The organism is Streptomyces sp. NPDC034049, from assembly GCF_055575575.1.
The window spans coordinates 97861-117824 of record NZ_JBVISJ010000018.1 but is presented as its reverse complement, the minus strand read 5'-3'; the positions used below and the strand labels follow the sequence as shown (position 1 = coordinate 117824).

Annotated in this window: 16 protein-coding genes and 1 pseudogene; 9 read left to right on the top strand and 8 right to left on the bottom strand. The window is 74.4% G+C overall.

The window, feature by feature from the left end; all coding sequences use genetic code 11:
* Nucleotides 1-6: 6 nt before the first annotated feature.
* A complete protein-coding gene (locus ACZ52C_RS36350; protein WP_469078798.1) occupies nucleotides 7-411 on the bottom strand; it encodes a hypothetical protein in 405 nt (134 codons plus the stop codon).
* A 522-nt stretch (nucleotides 412-933) separates the two neighbouring features.
* Between ACZ52C_RS36350 and ACZ52C_RS36345 the strand changes: the two genes are divergently transcribed.
* The 4 genes and pseudogenes from ACZ52C_RS36345 to ACZ52C_RS36330 all read left to right on the top strand — a co-directional run bounded on the left by ACZ52C_RS36345 (nucleotide 934) and on the right by ACZ52C_RS36330 (nucleotide 7192).
* On the top strand, nucleotides 934-2136 hold the full coding sequence (locus ACZ52C_RS36345; RefSeq protein WP_469078797.1) for a cytochrome P450 family protein: 1203 nt from the start codon (nucleotides 934-936) through the stop codon (nucleotides 2134-2136).
* A gap of 156 nt (nucleotides 2137-2292) precedes the next feature.
* Nucleotides 2293-2744: pseudogene (locus tag ACZ52C_RS36340) on the top strand (iron chelate uptake ABC transporter family permease subunit); the annotation flags it as partial.
* A gap of 126 nt (nucleotides 2745-2870) precedes the next feature.
* The gene (locus tag ACZ52C_RS36335; protein WP_469078796.1) at nucleotides 2871-6275 is read left to right on the top strand and encodes a hypothetical protein; all 3405 of its coding nucleotides are present in this window, start codon (nucleotides 2871-2873) and stop codon (nucleotides 6273-6275) included.
* Complete coding sequence (locus ACZ52C_RS36330) at nucleotides 6272-7192, top strand: GNAT family N-acetyltransferase (protein WP_469078795.1); 921 nt, start codon at nucleotides 6272-6274, stop codon at nucleotides 7190-7192. The genes ACZ52C_RS36335 and ACZ52C_RS36330 overlap by 4 nt, the downstream gene beginning before the upstream one ends.
* A 1-nt stretch (nucleotide 7193) precedes the next feature.
* Here the strand turns inward: ACZ52C_RS36330 and ACZ52C_RS36325 are convergent, their stop codons facing one another.
* The 4 genes from ACZ52C_RS36325 to ACZ52C_RS36310 all read right to left on the bottom strand — a co-directional run bounded on the left by ACZ52C_RS36325 (nucleotide 7194) and on the right by ACZ52C_RS36310 (nucleotide 10761).
* Nucleotides 7194-8396 carry a PP2C family protein-serine/threonine phosphatase gene (locus ACZ52C_RS36325; RefSeq protein WP_469078794.1) on the bottom strand — a complete coding sequence of 401 codons (1203 nt, stop codon included), beginning with the start codon at nucleotides 8394-8396 and terminating at the stop codon, nucleotides 7194-7196.
* Nucleotides 8397-8498: 102 nt separating this feature from the next.
* Nucleotides 8499-9263, bottom strand: a complete 765-nt coding sequence (locus ACZ52C_RS36320; RefSeq protein ID WP_365667862.1) for an IclR family transcriptional regulator — start codon at nucleotides 9261-9263, stop codon at nucleotides 8499-8501.
* A 60-nt stretch (nucleotides 9264-9323) separates the two neighbouring features.
* Nucleotides 9324-10178, bottom strand: coding sequence for a glycoside hydrolase family 16 protein (locus ACZ52C_RS36315; protein ID WP_469078793.1), 855 nt, complete (start codon nucleotides 10176-10178; stop codon nucleotides 9324-9326).
* Nucleotides 10179-10320: 142 nt separating this feature from the next.
* Entirely contained in the window at nucleotides 10321-10761 is a 441-nt protein-coding gene (locus ACZ52C_RS36310; RefSeq protein ID WP_469078792.1) for a hypothetical protein, read from the bottom strand.
* 95 nt (nucleotides 10762-10856) lie between these two features.
* On the opposite strand from ACZ52C_RS36310, the gene ACZ52C_RS36305 reads away from it, so the two are divergent.
* Nucleotides 10857-11336 (top strand): DUF5709 domain-containing protein, encoded by a 480-nt coding sequence (locus ACZ52C_RS36305; RefSeq protein ID WP_469078791.1) that lies wholly within the window; start codon nucleotides 10857-10859, stop codon nucleotides 11334-11336.
* On the top strand, nucleotides 11337-12014 hold the full coding sequence (locus ACZ52C_RS36300) for a phosphatase PAP2 family protein (RefSeq protein ID WP_469078790.1): 678 nt from the start codon (nucleotides 11337-11339) through the stop codon (nucleotides 12012-12014).
* A gap of 46 nt (nucleotides 12015-12060) precedes the next feature.
* Here the strand turns inward: ACZ52C_RS36300 and ACZ52C_RS36295 are convergent, their stop codons facing one another.
* The 3 genes from ACZ52C_RS36295 to ACZ52C_RS36285 all read right to left on the bottom strand — a co-directional run bounded on the left by ACZ52C_RS36295 (nucleotide 12061) and on the right by ACZ52C_RS36285 (nucleotide 17583).
* Nucleotides 12061-14394: a S9 family peptidase gene (locus ACZ52C_RS36295; RefSeq protein WP_469078789.1), complete on the bottom strand. Its 2334-nt coding sequence runs from the start codon at nucleotides 14392-14394 to the stop codon at nucleotides 12061-12063.
* Nucleotides 14367-16151, bottom strand: a complete 1785-nt coding sequence (locus tag ACZ52C_RS36290; protein ID WP_469078788.1) for an N-acetylglutaminylglutamine amidotransferase — start codon at nucleotides 16149-16151, stop codon at nucleotides 14367-14369. Before ACZ52C_RS36290 ends, ACZ52C_RS36295 begins: the two co-directional genes overlap by 28 nt.
* Nucleotides 16152-16392: 241 nt before the next feature.
* Nucleotides 16393-17583: a carboxylate-amine ligase gene (locus ACZ52C_RS36285; protein WP_469078787.1), complete on the bottom strand. Its 1191-nt coding sequence runs from the start codon at nucleotides 17581-17583 to the stop codon at nucleotides 16393-16395.
* A gap of 252 nt (nucleotides 17584-17835) precedes the next feature.
* Between ACZ52C_RS36285 and ACZ52C_RS36280 the strand changes: the two genes are divergently transcribed.
* The 3 genes from ACZ52C_RS36280 to ACZ52C_RS36270 all read left to right on the top strand — a co-directional run bounded on the left by ACZ52C_RS36280 (nucleotide 17836) and on the right by ACZ52C_RS36270 (nucleotide 19943).
* The gene (locus ACZ52C_RS36280) at nucleotides 17836-18450 is read left to right on the top strand and encodes a dihydrofolate reductase family protein (RefSeq protein WP_469078849.1); all 615 of its coding nucleotides are present in this window, start codon (nucleotides 17836-17838) and stop codon (nucleotides 18448-18450) included.
* Between the two features lie 105 nt (nucleotides 18451-18555).
* On the top strand, nucleotides 18556-19116 hold the full coding sequence (locus ACZ52C_RS36275) for an RNA polymerase sigma factor (protein WP_045560382.1): 561 nt from the start codon (nucleotides 18556-18558) through the stop codon (nucleotides 19114-19116).
* Nucleotides 19113-19943, top strand: a complete 831-nt coding sequence (locus ACZ52C_RS36270) for a zf-HC2 domain-containing protein (protein ID WP_469078786.1) — start codon at nucleotides 19113-19115, stop codon at nucleotides 19941-19943. Before ACZ52C_RS36275 ends, ACZ52C_RS36270 begins: the two co-directional genes overlap by 4 nt.
* Nucleotides 19944-19964: the final 21 nt, after the last annotated feature.

Sequence of the window (19964 nt, the reverse complement as noted above, 5' to 3'; positions counted from 1 at the left end):
AGAGGATCAGGAGTTCTGGGACGACGAGGTCTTGTCGTTCATGGCGTCGCCCACGTAACCGCTGTTCGTGTAGGCGCCGTAGTTGGCACCGCCGTAGTTGTCGTGCTCCCAGACCCTGGTCTCGCAGCTGGAGTAACCCAGGAAGGACGACACCATGTCGTTCCATCCGGAGGGCGAGTACGAGCCGAGCTGCCAGTCCACGTCGGGGTTGGTGTCACAGCCGTAGTCGCCGTTCAGGGTGAACGACGCACCGCCGTAGTTGCTGTGCTGGTACAGCACGACGTGTACGACCGCGAGGGCGCCCACGTCCTGGGTCGTGTCGTTGGTGGGTGCCGCCTGGGCCGGGGCCACGGCACCGAGCACCGCCGCACCGGTCAGTGCGGCGGAGGCGAGTAAGGATCTGACGCGCATGACTGTTTCCTCTCACTCAAGTGACGAGATGGAACGGAAACGTGCCGCGAACGCCTCCGGGGCCGCACAGGCGGGCCCGGAGGGTGGAGCCGCCTCACTGTGCGGCAGGCGAAAGTAGCGGGCAAGCCGCCAACTCGCGTTCCAGACAGGGGAATTGACGGCTCGGAGGGGAGTCTCGGCGTTGCCGTCGCGCCCCTTGTGGATCACCCAGGGCCGCAATACACAGGGTACTTACATATACTCGACAGAAACTTCACGCTCTGCCAAAACGGCATGCACATGAGGGAAGTTGGACCGGAAACACTCCCTCACCGGTCGTCTCGGGCGAGGGTCCAGTCGACCGTGTCGGTGTGGGTGGTGCCGTCGATGGGCGCGGTGACCCTGGATGCGTTGGAGTAGAGCTTCGGATCTGCCGGGCGCGGGTGACCAGGCCCTTCGAGCGGCCCGGACGACGGACGGACCGGTCGAACTCCCGCGGTTGCGGCGCCGTTTCCGGGCCCGTCCTCACTAGGGTGGAGACCCATGTCCACCACCACGCCCGAACAGCCGCCCCTCGTCGACCCGGCGGAGCTCGTCGCGGACCCCTACGCGGTCTACGCGAGGCTCCGGGAGGCCGGCCCCGTGCACCGGATCACCGGGACGGACGGGCTGCCGGCCTGGCTCGTCACGCGGTACGACGACGTACGCCAGGCCCTCGCCGACCCCCGGCTCTCCCTCGACAAACGCAACGCGACCCCCGGCGGCTACCACGGGCTCGCGCTGCCGCCGGCGCTGGACGCGAACCTGCTGAACATGGACCCGCCGGACCACACCCGCATCCGGCGTCTGGTGTCCCAGGCGTTCACCCCGCGCCGCGTCGCCCGGCTGCGCGACCCCATCAGACGGACCGCCGACGCACTGCTCGACGCCGTCGCGCCGCACGGACGCGCCGACCTGATCGCCTCGTACGCCGCGCCCCTGCCGATCACCGTGATCTGCGACCTGCTCGGCGTCGCCCCGCACGACCGGCACGACTTCCGCTCCTGGACCGACACCCTGATCGCCCCCGACCCGGCACGACCGGAACGCGCGAAGGAAGCCGTCCGCGACATGCTGGGCTTCTTCACGCGACTCATCGCGGGCAAGCGCGCCGAGCCGTCGGACGACCTGCTCTCCGCCCTGATCGCGGTGCGCGACGACGAGGACCGGCTGAGCGAGGACGAACTCATGTCCCTCGCCTTCCTGATCCTCTTCGCGGGGTACGAGAACACCGTCCACCTCATCGGCAACTCCACCCTGGCCCTGCTCACCCACCCCGGCCAACTGCGCGCGCTGCGCGCCGATCCCGGTCGACTCGGCGGCGCGATCGAGGAGTTGGCCCGCTACGACGGGCCCGTGCCGCTGGCCATCCGGCGCTTCCCCGTCGAGGACGTCATCCTCGGCGGGGAGGTCGTGCCGGCGGGTGAGACCGTGCTGCTGTCCCTGGCCGCCGCGCACCGGGACCCGCACCGCTTCGCCGACCCCGACCGGCTCGACGTCGGACGCGACGCGAGCGGGCATCTCGCCCTCGGCCATGGCATCCACTACTGCCTCGGCGCGCCGCTGGCCCGGATGGAGACCGAGATCGCTCTCGCCGCGCTCCTCGACCGGTTCCCCGACCTGACCCTCGACATCGCGCCGGACGAGGTGCGTTGGCGGCCGTCCATGCGGGCCCGCGGCCTGCTCGACCTGCCAGTGCGCTTCTGAGGGGGGCGCCGGCCGCTCGGCGCCTGACCGGGCGCCGACACCGACACTTCGATTCCCGGCCCCGGCCGCCCCGTAGCGCGTGGTCAGGGGTCGTCGTCGTGTGCCCCTCCCGCATCCCCGTGGTGATCGAGAAGGTCCACCCACCAAGGCGCTGACTGGCTGTCCGGTTCGACGTACGGCCGGACCCTGCCGGACGGGCTGCCCGTCGCGTGCGTGGTGGCGGTGGGACTCGTCGTCGCGGTCGCCCGGCGCATCGAGCTGGACCGCGTCCCCTTGGACGAGCACACCCCCCTCCTGCTCGGTCTGCGGGTGTCCCGGCGCGCCTCGGGTTCCTGGTGGTGGCCGTCCTGCTCAGCGCGACCGCCGTCGCCTCCGCCGGCACCATCGGCTTCGTGGGTCTCGTCGCGCCGCACGCGGCACGGGCCCTGGTGGGCCGGCGCCATGTCCGGGTGGTCCCCGTCGCCGTGCTCCGCGGGGCCACGCTCGTCTGCACGGCGGACCTCCTCGGCCGCACGGTGATCGCCCCCGCCCAGCTGGGCGCCGGCCTGAAGACCGCGGTGATCGGCACGCCGTACTTCCTCCACCTGCTGATACGGAGCCGACGGTAGTCGGCGGCGAGGCCCGCGAGGCGGTGGCGAGGTGCCGCGCGGACCTCGGCCAAATCCGCGGGCAGGCCCGTCCCGGCCGCGCATAATCGATCGCGGGAGCGGATCGCGCCGGGCACAATCGGCCGCATGCCGACCACCGCGGAGCAACTGCTGTCCGCCCTCGCACCGTTGCCGTTCCCCGCACGCCTCACCCTGACGGCACGGACCGCCCGCGGGCTCGCGGACGAGGGGACGCTCGCCCCGCTCCTGGCCGACCTCGACGGACGCGGCCCCTACGAACGCCGGCTCGCGGCACTGGCCGCGCTCGTCGGACGGGACGCGGAGTTCCTCGCGGCACGGCTGGCCGACCCGGACCCGGTGGTCGCCGGTTACGCGAGGCGCGCCGTGCGCGACCTGCCCGTACCGGACCGGGCCGTGGAGGCGGCCTACGACGACGCACCCGCCGTGCTGCGCCAGCGGCTCGCCCGTCTGCCGGCCGCCGGAGGGCGCACCGCGCTCGCCGAGCGGATGGTGGTCCGGCTGCGCGCCGAGTGGGGCGACGCCGAGGCCGCACGGCTGCTGCCGGCCTGCTCCGCCCCCTTCGTGGCACGGGAGTTGCCCGCACTCGCCCACGCCGTCGACGGCTGGACCCGGCTGGCGTCCCGGCACCCCGATCCGGTGCTCGACCATGCCGAACGCACCCTGGCCGACCGGGCGGGCGGAGAACAGCGCGACCACTGGTGGCGGCTGCACGCCACCACGGTCGCGGCGCTCGCGCCCCTGCGCCCCGAGCGGGTGCTGAGCCTGCTGGAGCGGCACGGCCCCGGCGGCCTGCCGCCCGCGCTGAGCCGCCAACTCGCCCCGCTGGCCACCGCCGACGCCGAACGCGTCATCCGTTGGCTCACCCACCCCGACCGTGAGAGTCGGCGTCAGCAGCGGGTGCCGCCTCCCGCCGCGCTGCGCGCGCTCGTCCAGGCCGAGCCCGCCTCACTGATCGCGCTGGGCCGTCACTGGCTGAAGCGCGGCCCCCACTTCGCCGCCCTGGTCAGAGCCATGGCCCCCGGCCGACGCCCCGCGTTCGTGGACGCGGTCGGCGGGAGCGCCGCGGACGCCGTCCTCGAACTGCTGCCGCGCGAGCGCCGCTGGGCGGAGGTGCGGCGCTCGGCGGCCGCGTTCGACGGCACGGACTACTGGTGGGACGATCTGGACATCCTCGCCCACGGCCCGCTCGACGAGGCACGCCCCGCACTGCTGTCCGCGATAGGGCGGTCCGACGCCGAGGACCGGGCCGCCGCCTGGCCGCTGTTCGTGGCCTGCGCCGCCCGGGACGGCGGCCGTACGGCGATCACCGAGATGCTGACGACGGCTGGACGGCGGCTGCGCAACGAGCGGGACCGCGTCCGCGCCGCCGCGCTCGGCGCGCTCGCCGAAGCGCATCCGCGCGTCTTCGCCCCCGACGACACCCCGCTGCTCGACGCGATCGCCACCGGTGTCCTGGAGGCGAGGGACACGTCGTCGGACACCTTGACGGCACTGCGCACACTGGCGGTACGGCTGCTCGTCGAACACGCCACGGGCGGTGAGACCGGTGCCGACGGGGGCGTGGGAGCCGAGGCCGGTCTGCGGGAGTGGGCCCTGCGGGTGCTGGTGCGCATCACGGAGCGGGTCGGGGTGCCCGACTTCGGGCCGCTCCGCCGTCAGCTGCGCAGAGGGCAGGAGCACCAGGTCCTCGACGCCCTGCGCCCCTGGCTCGACGCCGGGGCCGGGCGGGCCGACTTCCGGCTGCTGCTGGGACTGGCCGCCGCCCTGGGGCCGCGCGCCCGGCGCCTGCCCGAACTCCAGGACCGGCTGGCCACGGCCGTGGCACACGGCGACGACGAGACCGTCGAGGCGGCGGCCCGGCTGTGGCTGGCCGCACCGGCCACCCGCGACGAACGGGTCGCCCGCATCGTCGCCCGCGAACCGTCGGCGGCCGTCCTCCCTCCCGTACGCCAGGTGCTGTCCCGGCGGCGCACGGACCTGCTGGACGTCCTGCTGGCCGACACCCCGCCCCACGGCCGTTTCCTCACGGACGGCGCCCGGCGCCCGCTGCCGGACCTCGGCGACAGCGACCGCTGGCTGCCGCGCCAGCAGCGGGCGGCGGTCCGGCTGGCCGGAGAGGCGATCGCGGACCGTTCGCTGCCGCTCGACGAGCGGGCCGCCCTGATCCTGGCCGCCGCTCCGGTGCCCGAGTTCGGGCGGGCCCTGGCTCTCGCGCACACGGACGACCCGGACGTGGTCGTCGTCGAGGCCGCGCTCGGCGCGCTGCCCCGGACCGACCGGCCCCACGACGCACTGCCGACGCTGCTCGACCGGGCCGACGGCGACCGCGCCAGGGTCGCCGTGTACGCGGCGGCCGGCGCCGCCCGCTTCACCGCCCCGTCCCGACTCGCCCACGCCCTGGGCCCGTTGCTCACCGGGGAGCGGTCCGCGAAGGTCACCTCCCGCAAGGAGGCCGTACGGCTCGCCGCCCGCTTCCTGCCGCCCCGGCTCGCGGTCCCCCTGCTGGCACGCGCCTTCCACGCCCCCGACCGCCACCCGGACGTACGAGCCGCAGTCGTCCGCGCCCTGCCCCCACTGCTCGACGAGCCGGAGGCCCGGGCCCTGCTCGAGGACGCGGCACGCGACGACGCCGACCCCGTGCACGAAGCCCTGCTGGCCGTCACCCCCTGGGAGTTGGCCGAGACGCACCGCCGCGCGTACGCCGCCGTGGTCCTCGCGGGGTACGACAGGTCCCTCGCGCTCACCGACGGTTTCCTCGGCCTCTTCGTGCTGAGTGCCATGGGAGTGTGGTGCCGTTACTCGCCCGAACTCGCCCACCGCATCTCCCGGACCGTCAGCGACCTCGACGACCGGACACACTGGAGCTTCGCCGCGCGGACCCTGAGGGATCTGGCCGTCTCCGGACTACCGCACCCCGTGGGCGGTGCCGCGCCCGGCAGCGTGTTCCACGGCGCGGTGGCCGAGCTGCTGGCGGCGGCGCACACGCCGGAGGGCGGCGGTGAGGCGGAGGAGGGCCGGGACATCCCCGCGGTGCAGAGGCTGCGTCATCTGACGTCGTTCGCCTACGTCGCGGGCGTCCGCGAAGAGTTGCTGGAGGCGATCGCCGCGCAACTCGCGGACGAACCGCTGTTGGCCCCCGAACGTGCCGATCTGCTGGGGCAGTTGGCCGACCGCGCCATGGAACCGACCGTGCTGCTCGCGCGGCTGCGGGACCTCGCGGCGGCGCTCGAGGGCATCGGGGTGAGCGCCGCTCAACAGACCTCCGACCAGCTGCGGATGTCGTCGGCGCATCGCTCTCCACTGTGCGCCCGGACCCTGCTGACCGCCGCCGAGGACTTCGCCCGCGACGGCGGCACCGCGACCGGCCTCCTGGCCGTCGGCCTGGTGCGGGGGAGGAGCCTCTCCCTCGGCTGGACCGAGGAGTGGCGCTCCCTGCTGCGTCTGCTCCGGCGCCACGCCGACCCCGATGTGCGCCACCAGGCGTACCGGACCACGACACACGCCGAATGACGCCCCCGGACGTCGGCCGCCGCGCCGCCGCCGCCGCCGACGACGACGCCGATGACGGTGTCGGTGCCGGCTCCTGGCATCTCACCGACGATGTCGACGACTTCCTCGCCCGAGCCGGGGACTTCCTGCGCTCGCGTCCCGCCCCGCACACCGTGCAGTTGACGGTCACCGAGACACTGCGCGCGTTCGGGGCGGACGCCTACGGCGCCGAGGCCCCCGTTCTCGGCCGGCTGGAACGGGCGGGCGAGGTCCGCGCCACCTGCTTCCGCACGCCGCCCCACGAGTTGAACCTCACCCCGCTCACCCCCGAGGAGGCCGCCGCCCTCGCCGCCCGGCTGGCCTCCCTCGGCCATCGCCTCCCCGGTGTCAGCGCGGACCTCGACACCGCGTCCGTCTTCGCCCGCGCATGGCACCGGCACACCGGTGCGCTGACGACACTGTCCGCACGCCGACGTCTGTACCGCCTCGGCGCCCTCACCCCGCCACGGCCGCTCCCGCCGGGCCGGAGCCGGGTGGCCGGGCCGCGGGACCGTGGGCGACTCGTCCGCTGGTACCACGAGTTCGCCGCCGCCGTCGGACAGGAGCGCTCCGAGGCCGCCGCCGCCCGCTTCGCCGACGGCCGCGTCACCCTCTGGGAGACCTCGGACTGCGAACCCGTCTCCATGGCGGGTGTGACCCCGGTGATCGCCGGCCAGGTGCGGGTGACGACCGTGTACACACCGGCCCAGCTGCGCGGCCGTGGATACGCGGGTGCGGTGACCGCCGAGGCGAGCCGTGCCGCGTCGGCCGCCGGCGCGCGGGAGGTCCTGCTCTTCGCCGCCCTGGACAACGCCACGAGCAACGCCCTCTACGTGCGCCTCGGATACGTCCCGGTCGGCGACTTCGCCGTGTACGACTTCTCGCCGACGCGACGCTGAGTCAGGGCCGTCGCGATCGGGTGCCGGGGCCCAGCACGGCCGCCGGAGTCGTCGGGGCCGGCGTGGGCGGCTTGCGGAGGAGGAGCAGGGCCGCGTCGTCGTGGAGGCGGCCGCCCACGTGTTTCAGCAGTTCGTCGTGCAGGCCCGTGAGCGTGTGCGCGGGCTCCTCCGACAGATGGTGGGCCAGTCGCTCCGTGAGCGGATAGAACTCCCGGTCCCGGTCCCGGGCCTCCGTGACCCCGTCGGTGTAGAGCAGCAGTTGGTCACCGTCGGCGAAGGGCAGCGTCTGAAGCGCGGGGGTCTCGCCCGAGAGGGCCCGCAGCCCGAGGGGCGGCGCCGGACGGGCCGGCTCCACGGGCACCACGTCGTCGCCGTGCACCAGCAGCGGCGGCGCGTGTCCACAGTTGACCAGCTCCAGCCGATCCGGCTCGGGATGCCCGGCGACCACGGCGGTGACGAAGTCGTCGCACCGCAGGTTGCGGGCGAGGCTCCGTTCGATCCGGTCGACGACGGCGAGCAGGTCGGGCTCCTCGTACGCCGCCTCGCGGAACACCCCGACCACCAGGGCGGCGACCCCCACCGCGGGCAGCCCCTTGCCGCGCACGTCGCCCACGATCAGCCGCACCCCGTGGGGAGTGGGCACGAGCGCGTACAGATCCCCGCCGATCCGGGCCTCGGCGGCGGCCGCGCTGTAGCGGACGGCCACCTGGAACGGGCCGACGACCGCCGGCACCGGCTGAAGAAGCGCGTGCTGGGCGGCCTCGGCCACCGAGCGGACGGCCGCGAGGACCCGCTCCCGGCGCCCCCGCAACGCGCCGGCCAGGCCGCTCGCCAGGGTGACGGCCGCCAGCGCGGACAGCACGGCCGCCAGCTCGCGGCCCGGCGCCCCTTCGCGGATCCCGAGCGTCGTGCCCGCCACCCCGGCGAGCAGCCCGACACGGAGGACGCCCCCCGGCCCGCCGGTGGTGGCGGCCAGCGCCGGCCCGGCGGCGAGCAGCGGCAGCCAGGTCAGCCCGGCCCCGCCGAACAGGCCGACGACCACGACGGCGGAAACGATCAGTACGGGTAGTACAGGCGGTACGGGCGTCCCGGAGGCCAGCCGCGCGGCGATCCGGAAACGACCCGCCGTCCGCGGGGCGGCGGGTCGTTTCCGGGACGGCCGGATCGGTCCGTGGTCGCCACCGAGCTCTCGGGTGTGACTCATGTTTCGCCCGCAGTCCTCACCTGTGCGTGGAGCATCCACTCCGTGATTGTCCGTTTCGTCCAGGAAAGGCGATCGGGCCCGGGTGCCACAAGGAGGTGGTTTTCAGATAGTGAGCGACAGGCCCCTGGTCACCCGGCTCGCGGTCGGCAGCAGCCGGGCCCGGACCTCGTCGAGCCGGGAGAGCCGGTCCGCCCGCAGCGAGACGCCGAGCGAACCGAGCGTGTCCCCGCTGTACACGGGGACCGCGACACAGACCGTGCCGAGGGCGTACTCCTCCAGGTCCGTGACAGCTGGTGCGACGGGGGAGGAGTCCAGTCGGCGCAGCAGCTCCGGGGCGTCGGTGATGGTCCGAGGGGTGAGGTCGGCCAGGTGGTGCCGGGAGAGGTAGTCCTTGCGGGACTCCTCGTCCAGTTCGCGCAGGACCGACTTGCCCAGCGCGGTGGCGTGCCCGGCGTCCTCGAACCCCACCCAGAGGTCCACCCGGGGCGCCCGTGCGCTGTCCACGATCTCGGCGACCCGGATCTCACCGTCCTCGTAGAAGGTGAGGTACGCGGCGGTGGTCAGCTCGTCCCGCAGTGCGGCGAGCGTCGGCCGGACCCGGCTGAGCAGCGCCTGGCCCCTGCCGGTGGTGTGCAGCGCCGTCACCTTGTCGCCGAGGACGAATCCGCCGTCGGCCAGTTTCCGCAGGTAGCCGTCGTGGACGAGGGTCCGCAGCAGGTGGTAGGCGGTGGCCAGCGGCAGCCCGGTCTCCCGCGCGAGCTGTTTGGCCGGCGCGCCGTTCTCGTGGGCGCTCACCGCCTCCAGCAGGCGGAAGGCCCGCTGCACGGAGGTGATGAGCGTGGGGCCGGGGCCTTCGTGCGCAGCCATACGACCAGCGTGCGCCGGGCGCGCGGCCCGGGCAAGCGCCGCCGGGCCGGGACGGGGCGGTCACTTCCATCCGTACGCGTAGGCCGCGACCCAGGTGATGTCGAGCTGGGCGCTGCTGCCCGGGGCCGCGCCCGGCCCCTCCAGGGCGCTCTCGTTCTGCAGCACCCACGACAGCGGCCGGTCCGGCACGTCCCGGGTGTCGTGCCCCACCAGCCGCCCGTCCACGAAGAAACGCACATGGCCGGGCGTCCACTCCGTCGACACGGTGTGCCAGTCCGTCCAGTCGTCGCCGCTCGGGAAGTAGCCCTGCTCCCCGCCGCCGCAGGGATGGTGGAAGGCGGTGAGGCCGCCCGTCCACTCACCCTCGGGATGGTCCATCTCGCAGCCGCCGCCGTAGTGCAGCCAGGCCGACTTGTACCCCGGGGCGAGCTTCGTCACCTTGATACGGGCGCTGTACTTGCCGTACTTCATCTGCATGACCGCACGGGGTACCACCGCCGCAGCGTGCACGGGACCTCCGTCGGCGGGCCGCCACATCCGGACGTACATGCGGCCGTCGCCGTTCTCCGCAGGGCCCACGCGCACGGTGTCCTCCGGGTGGTAGACACCCACGACGTCCCGGCCCCGGTCGTTCGCCGTGTCGCGCCAGCCCGTCGGATACGCCCACCAGGTGTCGCGGTAGGCGCCACGCAGGCCACCGCAGTGCGCGGCGGAGGTGTCGACCCGGTGCTCGCAGTCGCTGAATCCGCCGAGCGGCACCCGGTCGCCGTCGAAGTCCTCCGCGAGGACCTGCCAGAACGGCCCGCAGTCGCCCCGGGGCAGCTCGGTGCCCGCGACGCGGCAGGCGTCCGCCGACACCGGCGCTCCCTCGGCACGGGGAACGCCGACGAGCGCGACCAGCAGCAGGAGGACCATGGACGGCCCCAGCGCGCGTCCACGACGTTTCGGTGCCGCGTGCGAACCCATCAAGAGCCCCCTTCGACCCACCCGGGATGCGTGGTGCGAGGGAGCATCCTCACCGCCCGACCGCTCCCGCGCCATCCCCACGAGGGGGTACCTACCGGAGGGTCGCGCTCCGCCGCCGCCGAGGTGAATCGACGGTTTCGGGTACCCGGGGCCGGGGCCGGACGCGACACGCGTCCGGGACATCGGAACCGAGGAGGACGCCATGCGGCTGCGGGAACACGTGGTGGTGGTGACGGGAGCCTCCGGCGGGATCGGCAGGGACATGGCCGGCCTTCGCGCGCAAGGGGTGCGCCGGGCCGAACAGGGTGCTCAGCACCGGCCCGGGCAACGCCGTCGCCCGTTCCACGTGCCGCTCGTCGTAGAAGAACCGCACGGCCTCCGGGCCCCACAGGGCGACGGTGTGCCGTCCTGTCAGACGGGCGCGGACCAGGGGACCGGTGGTGCGGCGCCGGCGGTCGGGCAGCCAGGTGCAGCCCTTGACCAGGGCCGCGAGAGAGCTGTCGACCAGGGGAGTGCGAGGACTCGGTTTCATGCGCGGGCGCGATCACGGCACGGAGGTGTGACACCCCACGGAACCCGGTACTCCGCACGGAGACACGAACCGGCCGACCACCCCCGGAGGCGATCATGAGCGAGGAGAACATGGCGGACGATGCCTACCAGCCCACCGGTGCCAACGAGGAGCAGGAGGACGCCACGCCCCTCGATCTGCAGGACGCGATCGACGAACGCACGTACGACGACATGCTGGACGAGGGCTATTCGCCGCCGGAGAGGCCGCTGGGCGTCACCAAGCGCGGCACCACGGCCGCCGAGCAGCACGAGGGCGAGTCCCTCGACGACAGACTGCGGCAGGAGGTGCCCGACGTGGAGGTCCCGGCCGGGGACGGTATCGGCGACCTCCCGGGCGGGGAGGGCGAACCCGTCGATCCGGAGGCCGGATCGGATCGGGCGGGCCGCCTCGTGGCACCCGACGAGGGCGTCCGGACGGACACCACCAAGGAACTCGTCGCCGAGGACGAGGGCATCGACGGCGGAGCGGCGGGCGCCGAGGAGGCCGCGATGCATGTCGTCCCCGACGACCGGCTGCCCCCGGTGGAGGACTGAATGGCCGCATCCCCGGCCCGCACCCCACGCCGGAGCCGCTGGAGCCGAGCGCTCCGCCACCGTGCCTCGCACGGCCTCGACCGACCGTGGAGCGGCCGAGCCGGGCGGGGCACACCCGCGCTGAGAGTGCCGGCCGGGCTGCGCGCGGGGGACCGGCGGCTCGCCCAGCGACTGGCGGCCTGGGACCCCGTCCGTGTGGGCAGGCCGCTGTGGGCGGTGGAGGAGGCCGCCGAGAGCGGCAAGCTGTGGTGCGCGGCGGCGCTGGTGATGGCCTGGCGGGGAGGTGGGCGCGGTCGGCGGGCGGCGGTGGCGGGCCTTGCGGCGATGACGCTGGCGCAGGTGTGCTCCAACGCGCTGGGCAAGCAGCTGATCGACCGGCGTCGGCCGCCGAAGGAGTGGTTCCCGCACGCCGAGGTCGAGGACCGCCCCGCCTCCTCGTCCTTCCCGTCCGGCCACACCGCCGCGGCGGTCGCCTTCACGGCCGCCGTCTGGCCCTCCTGGCCCGCGGCAGGTGCCGTGTGCGCGGTGCCCACCGTGCTCGTGGCCGTCGAGCGGGTGCAGAGCGGAGCCCACTTCCCGAGCGATGTCGCCGCCGGAGCCGTCCTCGGCCTCGCCGGTGCCCGGGCCGCCCGCCGCCTCCCGCGCCTGCTGTTCCCCGCGAGGCGCCGGCCGGCCTGACCCGGGCGGAGCGGAAGCCGCGCGGGAGGCCGGGGCGGCGGCGGACCTACTCGGCGATGTGGCGCTGGAGCCAGTCGGCGGCGGTCCGGCGGAAGATCCTCCGGCTGTCCGCGCGCAGGAAGTCGTGGCCCTCGTCGCGCAGCAGGAGCAGTTCGGCGCGCAGCCCGCGTTCGCGGGCCGCGCGGACGAACTGCTCGGACTCGCCGAGCGGCACATTGGTGTCGTGCTCGCCGTGGACGGTGAGGACGGGGACGCGCAGGGCGTCCACACGGGTCATCGGGGACAGCGCGTGCAGCAGTTCGCGGTCGTGTTCCGGGTGGCCGTACTTGTGCGCGGCAGACTCCGCGATCCACGGCTCGGTCCCGGCGTAGAAGGTCGCGAAGTCGGACATGCCGCAGGCCGCGACGCCGGTGCGGAAGAGGTCCGGGTGCCACACGAGGGAGGCCATCACCAGGTAGCCGCCGTAGGAGCGTCCCATGACGGCCAGCCGCCGCGGATCGGCGAGACCGGCGACGACGACATGGGCCGCGCAGGCGGCGACGTCCTCGATCGCGGCGAACCGGCCCGTACCGAGGTCGGCGTCGACGAACGACCGGCCGTGCCCCGAGGAGCCGCGCACGTCCGGAGCGAAGACGTCGAGCCCCCGGCCCAGCAGCTCGTGGTAGAGCGGGTTGAACACCGGGCGCTCCTGCTCCTCCGGCCCGCCGTGCAGATGGATCACACAGGGCGCGGGCTCCCCGGCGCCCCGCTCCGGAGCCCGGTAGTACCAGCCGCTCAGCGGCAGTCCGTCCCGCGCGACGGGCCGCAGCGGCACGGGGCGCACGGGCGGCCGTCCGGGCGGGACGGCGTCCTCGTCCCGGGACGACCACGAAGTCCGTCGGGCGGTGCCCTCGGGGAACCACCACACCCCGGGGCGGCGCTGCGAGCCGGACAGGGCCAGCACCAGCCCCGCCCGGCCGTCGACCTGCGGGATGCGCGTCACCACCTCGTGCGGCAGCGGCACCGACCGGGACGGACCCACCCTGGCCTCCCCGGCGGACGTCGGCGACACGGAGGTGACCTCCAGCTCGGTGGCGCCGCGGACGTTCCAGGCCAGGGCGGCGGTGTAGCCGTCGTGCCCGAGCGCCAGCAGCTCCAGACCGCAGTCCGCGCGCTCGGCGGCGACGGTCAGACCCAGCGACGCGCCCTCGGCGTCGAGCCGGACGGCGAGCAGCGCGGCGAACTCGCGTGCCGCGTCGCTGCGCAGCCACAGCGTCGTACCGTCCGGGGAGAAGCGGCCGATCCACGGGTCGCCGTCGGCGACGTGCAGGGCGAACGTGGTCCGCAGATCACCGGTCCGTACGACGAGGGCCTCGCGCCGGCCGCGCGGCCCCCGGCGCAGGAGTGCCAGCCGCCCGTCCCTGCTGATGTCGCACACGCGCAGCGTCGCGGCGCCGCGTTCCACCGCCAGCAGGACGGGTGCCGCCACGCCCAGGGGGTCGACGAGATAGGCGGCCAGCCCTCCGCCCGAGGTCCCCTCCCGAGCCGCTTCGCCCCTGTCGCTGTTCAGTGCGCCGGGCACGCCCGCACCGTGGGCCTCGGGGCCCTCCGTGTCGCGGTCGGCCGAGGGGCCGGCGTCGCCGTGGTGCGGGCCGCCCAGCAGCACGGCACGGCCGTCGCGGGTGGCCCAGCCCGCCGGCCGGGGCGCGGTGTAGGTGTCCGGATCGGCGAGGCCGGGCCCCGTGGGCACGGCCCCCTCCTCCCCGTCGGCGCCGACCGGCGTCAGGACCGGCTCGGCGACGGTGACGGCGACGGCCGTACCGTCGTGCTGCCAGCAGCCCAGGTGGGCCGAGCTGCCCGGTTCGGCACCGGCGAGGATGCGCCGTCCGGTGCCGTCGGGCCGTACGCACAGCACCCTGGTGTGCTCGCCGCCGCCCGGAGCGGTGGTGTAGGCGATCCAGCGGCCGTCGGGCGACCAGGCCACCTCCTTGACGGGGTGGGGATCGGAGTCCAGCAGACGGACCTCGTCCCCGCCGACCGGCCCGGTCCACAGCTGGGGCACCCCGCCCCGGTCGCAGATGAACGCGACGTACCGGCCGCTCGGATCCACCGACGGGTACCAGCAGCCGTGCGACCGCAACGGCTGGGGGGTGTCCAGCGGCGCGGCGGTGTCGGGCAGCGGGACCGGCACCGGAGCCGTGGCGGCCACGGGCGCAGGGACGACGAGCGTGCGGGCGCGGCCGCCGGTCCCCGCCGCCCCGGGGGGCGACGGGGCGGCGGGACCGTGCTCCTCCGGGCGCCACGGCACCCCGTCGACGAGGCCCTCGCCGACGGGGGAGGGGCGGGGGGAGCCCGTGCGGGGGTGCTCCCCGGTCACCTGATTCCGTGCGTTTGCAGCCATATCTCCAGCAAAGCTACCTGCCACAGCTCGTTCGCCCCACGCCTGGCGCGGTGTTCGTCCGGGGCCGCCAGCAGCCGGGCCACGTACGCGTCCTGGAAGACGCCGCGCGACCTGGCCTCCGGCGCGGACAGGGCCTCCCGGACCCGCCCCAGCACGGGGCCCGCCATGTGCTTGACGGCGGGGACCGGGAAGTACCCCTTCGGCCGGTCGACGACCGCGGCGGGCAGGACCCGGCGACCGGCGGCCTTGAGGACGCCCTTGCCGCCGTCGGCGAGCTTCAGCTCCGGCGGGCAGACGGCGGCCAGCTCCACGAGCTCGTGGTCGAGGAACGGGACCCGGGCCTCCAGACCCCAGTCCATGGTCATGTTGTCGACCCGCTTGACCGGGTCGTCGACGAGCATCACCTCGGCGTCGAGGCGCAGCGCCGCGTCGAGCGCGGTCTCGGCGCCGGGGCGCGCCATGTGCTCCCGTACGAAGCGGTCGGACACGTCGTGCTCGGGCAGCATGTGCGGTCGCAGTACGTCGGTGAGGTCGGTGTGGGACCGGTCGAAGTACGTCTCCACGTACGCCGTCGCCGCCCGCTCCCTCGGCGCGGCGGCGATGTCCGGGTACCAGTGGTAGCCGGCGAAGACCTCGTCGGCGCCCTGGCCGCTCTGCACGACCTTCACCTCCTTCGCCACCTGTTCCGCCAGCAGGTGGAAGGCCACCACGTCATGGCTGACCATCGGCTCGCTCATCGCCTCGATCGCCCCGTCCAGGGCCGTCGACACGCGGTCCGAGGGCACCATCAGCTGGTGGTGGTCGGTGCCGAAGTGCCGGGCGACCAGGTCCGAGTAGGGGAACTCGTCGCCCTCCTCGCCGCCCTCGGCCTCGAAGCCCACGCTGAACGTGGCGAGATCGCGCTGTCCCTCGTCGGCCAGCAGCGCCACGATCAGGCTGGAGTCGAGGCCGCCCGACAGCAGGACGCCCACGGGCACGTCGGCCACCATGCGCCGGCGCACGGCGGTGCGCAGCGCCTGGAGCACCGCGTCCCGCCAGTCGTCCGCGACCATCGCCGCGTCCTCGGGCCTGCGGGCGTACGACGGCTGCCAGTAGCGGATGTCGCGGTGGCTGCCGTCGGGCTCCACCACCCGCACGGTGGCCGCGGGGAGCTTGCGCACGCCCGTGAGCACGGTGTGCGGCGCGGTCACCGTGGCGTGCCAGCTGAGGTACTGGTGCAGCGCGACCGGGTCGAGCGAGGTGTCGACGCCGCCGCCCGCCAGGATCGCGGGCAGCGAGGAGGCGAACCGCAGCCGCCCCGGCGTCTGCGCCAGGTACAGCGGCTTGATGCCCAGGCGGTCGCGGGCCAGCACCAGGCGTCCGGTGGCCTGTTCGACGATGGCGAAGGCGAACATGCCGTAGAAGTGGTCGACGCAGGAGGTGCCCCACTGCTGGTAGGCCTTGAGCACCACCTCGGTGTCGGAGTCGGAGAAGAAGCGGTGGCCGAGGCCGCGCAGTTCCTCACGCAACTCCTTGTAGTTGTAGACGCAGCCGTTGAAGACACCCGCGATGCCGCCCATAGGGTCCGTCATCGGCTGGGCCCCGCACTCGGACAGGTCGATGATCTTCAGCCTGCGGTGACCCAGGGCCACGGCGTTCTGCGACCACAAACCCCTGCCGTCCGGGCCCCGGGGAGCGAGTCGGTCGGTCATGCGCTCGACGGCGGCCAGATCGGGCCGTCCGCCGTCGAAGCGGATCTCTCCGCTGAGACCGCACATCAGACCGCACCTCCTCGCAGGGGGTGTCCGTCGGCCGAACCCGGAGGCGGACCCTCCGTCGAGCACGGGCCGGTGCGTTTGGGATGCGTCTGCGTCTTGCTGGGCATGCGAGCCACTCCTTGATCACGGTGGCACCGGCACCACGGGGCGGACGACGGAAATCCGCGTCGGTGTTCTCCGCTCCGTGACGTGTCGCGGGGGGCGGGAGCCGGTGCCTGCCTCTCGCCCCGCCGCACGGGTGTCAGCCGCCGACGGACTCCACCGAGTACGCCGCCGAGGCGCCCGAGGGGCCGGAACCGCCGGCCGCGGTCACGGGGCGGCGGACGGCTCCGGGGTCGGTGCCGGGCCCGTACTCGCCCCGGGTCTCGGCGACCGCCGCCCGGACGCAGGCGAGCATGCCCTCCTGCTCGGCGACCTCGCGCAGCCGGTGGGCCGCGCTGCCCCGGGCCAGGGCCTCCTCGGTCAGCGTGTGGACGGTGTCCCAGTCGCCGTAGGCCTCCAGGGTCGGGCGCAGCCGGTGCACCATGGCGCGCACCACGTCGGGGGCGGGGGTGGCGGCGCGGGTGACCGGGTCGACGAGGGTGCCCTCCAGCCCCGACTGGGCGGCCCGCCAGACCGCGGCGCGCAGCCATTCGTGCCTGCCGTCGCAGCCCGCGCCGGGCCGTTCCAGGCCGGCCTTGGCGTCCTCGACGAGCGCGCGGAACAGGCCGGCTATGAGCACGACCGTGTCGGTGCGCGGGCAGGCGTCGCAGATGCGCAGCTCCAGGGTCCGCTGGTGCTCGCTGGGCCGCAGGTCGTAGTAGACCATCCCCGGGTCCTTGATCACGCCGGAGCGGATCAGGTCCTCGACCGCGGCGTCGTAGTCGTCGGCCCCGGCGAAACAGCCGACCGGTCCCGCGGTGGGCCAGCGCTGCCACTGCATCGTGCGCCAGCTCGCGTAGCCCGTGTCCGCGCCGAGCCAGAACGGCGAGCTGGCGGACAGGGCCAGCAGCGGGGGGAGCCACGGCGAGACACCGCACATGATCCGGACGGCCGTGTCCCGGTCGGGCACGTCGACGTGGACCTGCGCGCTGCACACGAGCTGTTCGTCGGCGACCTTCCGGTACTCGTCGACGAGGGCCCGGTAGCGGAAGTCGGGTGTGGCGTCACCGGGGGTCACGCGGGCGAACGGGACCGTCCCGGCCGCGACGACGGCCAGCCCGAGGCCGGCGGCCGCGTCGTCCAGCCGGCGCCGTGCCCCGCGCAGATCGGTGTGCAGGGAGTCGAGCGCGGAGTGCACGGGGCTGTTCCACTCCACCGCCGACCGCTGGAGCTCGGCCTTGAACTCGGGTCCGGGCAGCCGACCGAGGACCGCGCCGGCCCCGGGGACCAACCGCCCGTTCTCCGCGTCCAGAACATGAAACTCTTCCTCTACGCCTACACGAACGGTCACGGCTTCTCCCTCATCCGTACCCGAGATCGCCCGCCGGGCCTGAGCCCTTCGACGACCGCTGCGTGGTGCGAGTTCCCGACAAACGCACAAATAGTCCCATCTCTGCACTTCTGCCGCCAATGCGCGTCGTGAGAGCGGCGCCGCGCCGGTCGCGGCGACGGATGTGGCGGGCGATGTCGAAGGCGGCGGTCGCCGATCGACGTGAGAGTGAAGACAGAACGACCCGGACTTCAGGAGTACCCCACCGTGACCGTGACCGTGACTGCGGATTTGGCCATCTCCCTCGACGGCTGCGTCGCCGGCACCGGCGTCTCTCCCGACAATCCGGGGGGCCACGGCGCCGAACCGCTCTTCGACTGGATCCACGACCTGGCGAGCTGGCGGGAGCGCCAGGGCATGACCGGCGGCGAGGAGAACCGCGACTCCGAATTGATGCGCGAATGGTTCGACGCCACCGGGGCGGTGATCATGGGCCGGACGATGTTCGACACGGGCGAGGAGTTCTGGGGCGACAACCCGCCCTTCCGCACCCCCGTCTTCGTGCTGACCCATCGCCCGAGGCCCACCCTGGTCAAGGAGGGCGGCACCACCTACACCTTCGTCACCGAAGGCGTCCACAGCGCCCTCGACCGCGCCAAGGAGGCCGCGGGGGGCCGCAACGTCGACATCGCGGGCGGGGCCGACACGGTGCGCCAGTACCTCCGCGAAGGACTCCTCGACGAGGTGCAGCTGCACGTCGTGCCCGCGCTCCTCGGAGCGGGACTGCGGCTCTTCGACGACCCGCACGCCACGCGGCACGACCTCGAAACCGTCCGGGTGGTCCACACTCCGCTCGCCACCCACCTGAAGTACCGCATCCTGCGGTGACCGCGCGCCGGCGCGCCGCCGGTGCCGTCCGGCGGCCCCCGGGCCGCTGTGACGGGGATCACGCGGAAGGGAAAACCCGTCGCGCGGACCCCGCGTCTAGGGGGTGTGAGATCAGTCAGGAAGGCAGCGGACGAGCCGGACGAGGAACGCCTCGTCCGGCTCGTGGCCAGAGGCGACCGCGCGGCGTTCGACGAGCTGTACCGGCGCACCGCGCCCTGGCTGGCGGTGCGCCTGCGGCGCCGCTGCGCCGACGAGCAGATCGTCGCCGAGGTCATGCAGGAGACGTACCTGGCGGTGTGGCGCGCGGCGGGCGCGTTCGCCGGAGCAGCCGTCGGAGGGACCGCCGTCGGCTGGCTGTGGACCATCGCCGCCCGCCGTCTCGTCGACGCGTTCCGGCGCAGGGCCCACCACGCCGAACCCCCGCCCGCCGCAGCCGCGCACCCCGTGGCGCCCGCCGCCGAGGACGAGGCGCTCGCGGCGACCGTCGGCGGCGACGTCGGGGACGCGCTGCGCCGCCTCGCACCCGAACTCAGAGCGGTACTGCAGGCCATGGTGCTCGACGGACTCACCGTCCGGGAGACCTCGGTCCTGCTCGGCGTGCCCGAGGGCACGGTCAAGACCCGTGCCCGCCGGGCCCGGACCGAGATGCGGAGGGCCCTGGCATGAGCGTGGAACACGCGTCGACGCGACTCATCGACGGTTACGCCCGCGGCGACACCGGCCTCGCCGCCGACGACGTATGGGCCCTGGAGGCCCATCTGGAGGCCTGCGCGAGCTGCCGGGACCGGCTGGCGGCCGCCGTCACGGTGACCGCGCCCGCCGTCACCGCCCTGGTCGGCACCGTCTGGGCCGACATCGAACCCCGACTCGCCACCACCGCCACGATGCCCCGCCGCCGACGGCTGTCGGCCCGGCTCTCGACGTGGCTGACACCCACGACGGTCCCGTGGCTCGCCATGGTCGTCAGCGTGACCCTGCTCGCGCTGCTGTTCGACCTCGCCGACCCCGGCGCGGGACACGGCTCGGGCGAGGTGTCCCTGGTGCTGCTGCTCTCCCCGGTCCTGCCCGTGCTCGGCGTCGCCGCCTCGTGGTCACGCGGCCTGGATCCGGCGTACGAGCTGACGGCCTCCGTGCCGAGGGCCGGGCTCCCGCTGGTGCTGCGGCGCACCGTGGCCGTGCTCGTCCTGGTGGTGCCCGCGCTGTTCGCCGGCGGATGGGCGACGGGGGTGACGGCCGCCCAGTGGCTGCTGCCCTGTCTGGCGTTCACCTCGACGACCCTGGCGCTCGGCGGAGTCGTCGGCGTCACCCGCGCCGCCCTCGCGCTGGTCGGGGTCTGGGCCGCCGTGGTCGTGGCGCCGGCCCTGGCCACCGGCCGCACCCCCCTCGCCCTCCGCACGGACGGACTGCCCGTGTGGGGACTGATCCTCGTGCTCGGCATCGGTGTCGTGATCGCCCGCAGGGGCGCCTACTCCGTGCTGGGAGCCCATCGATGACCAACGGGAAGGACCCTCTCG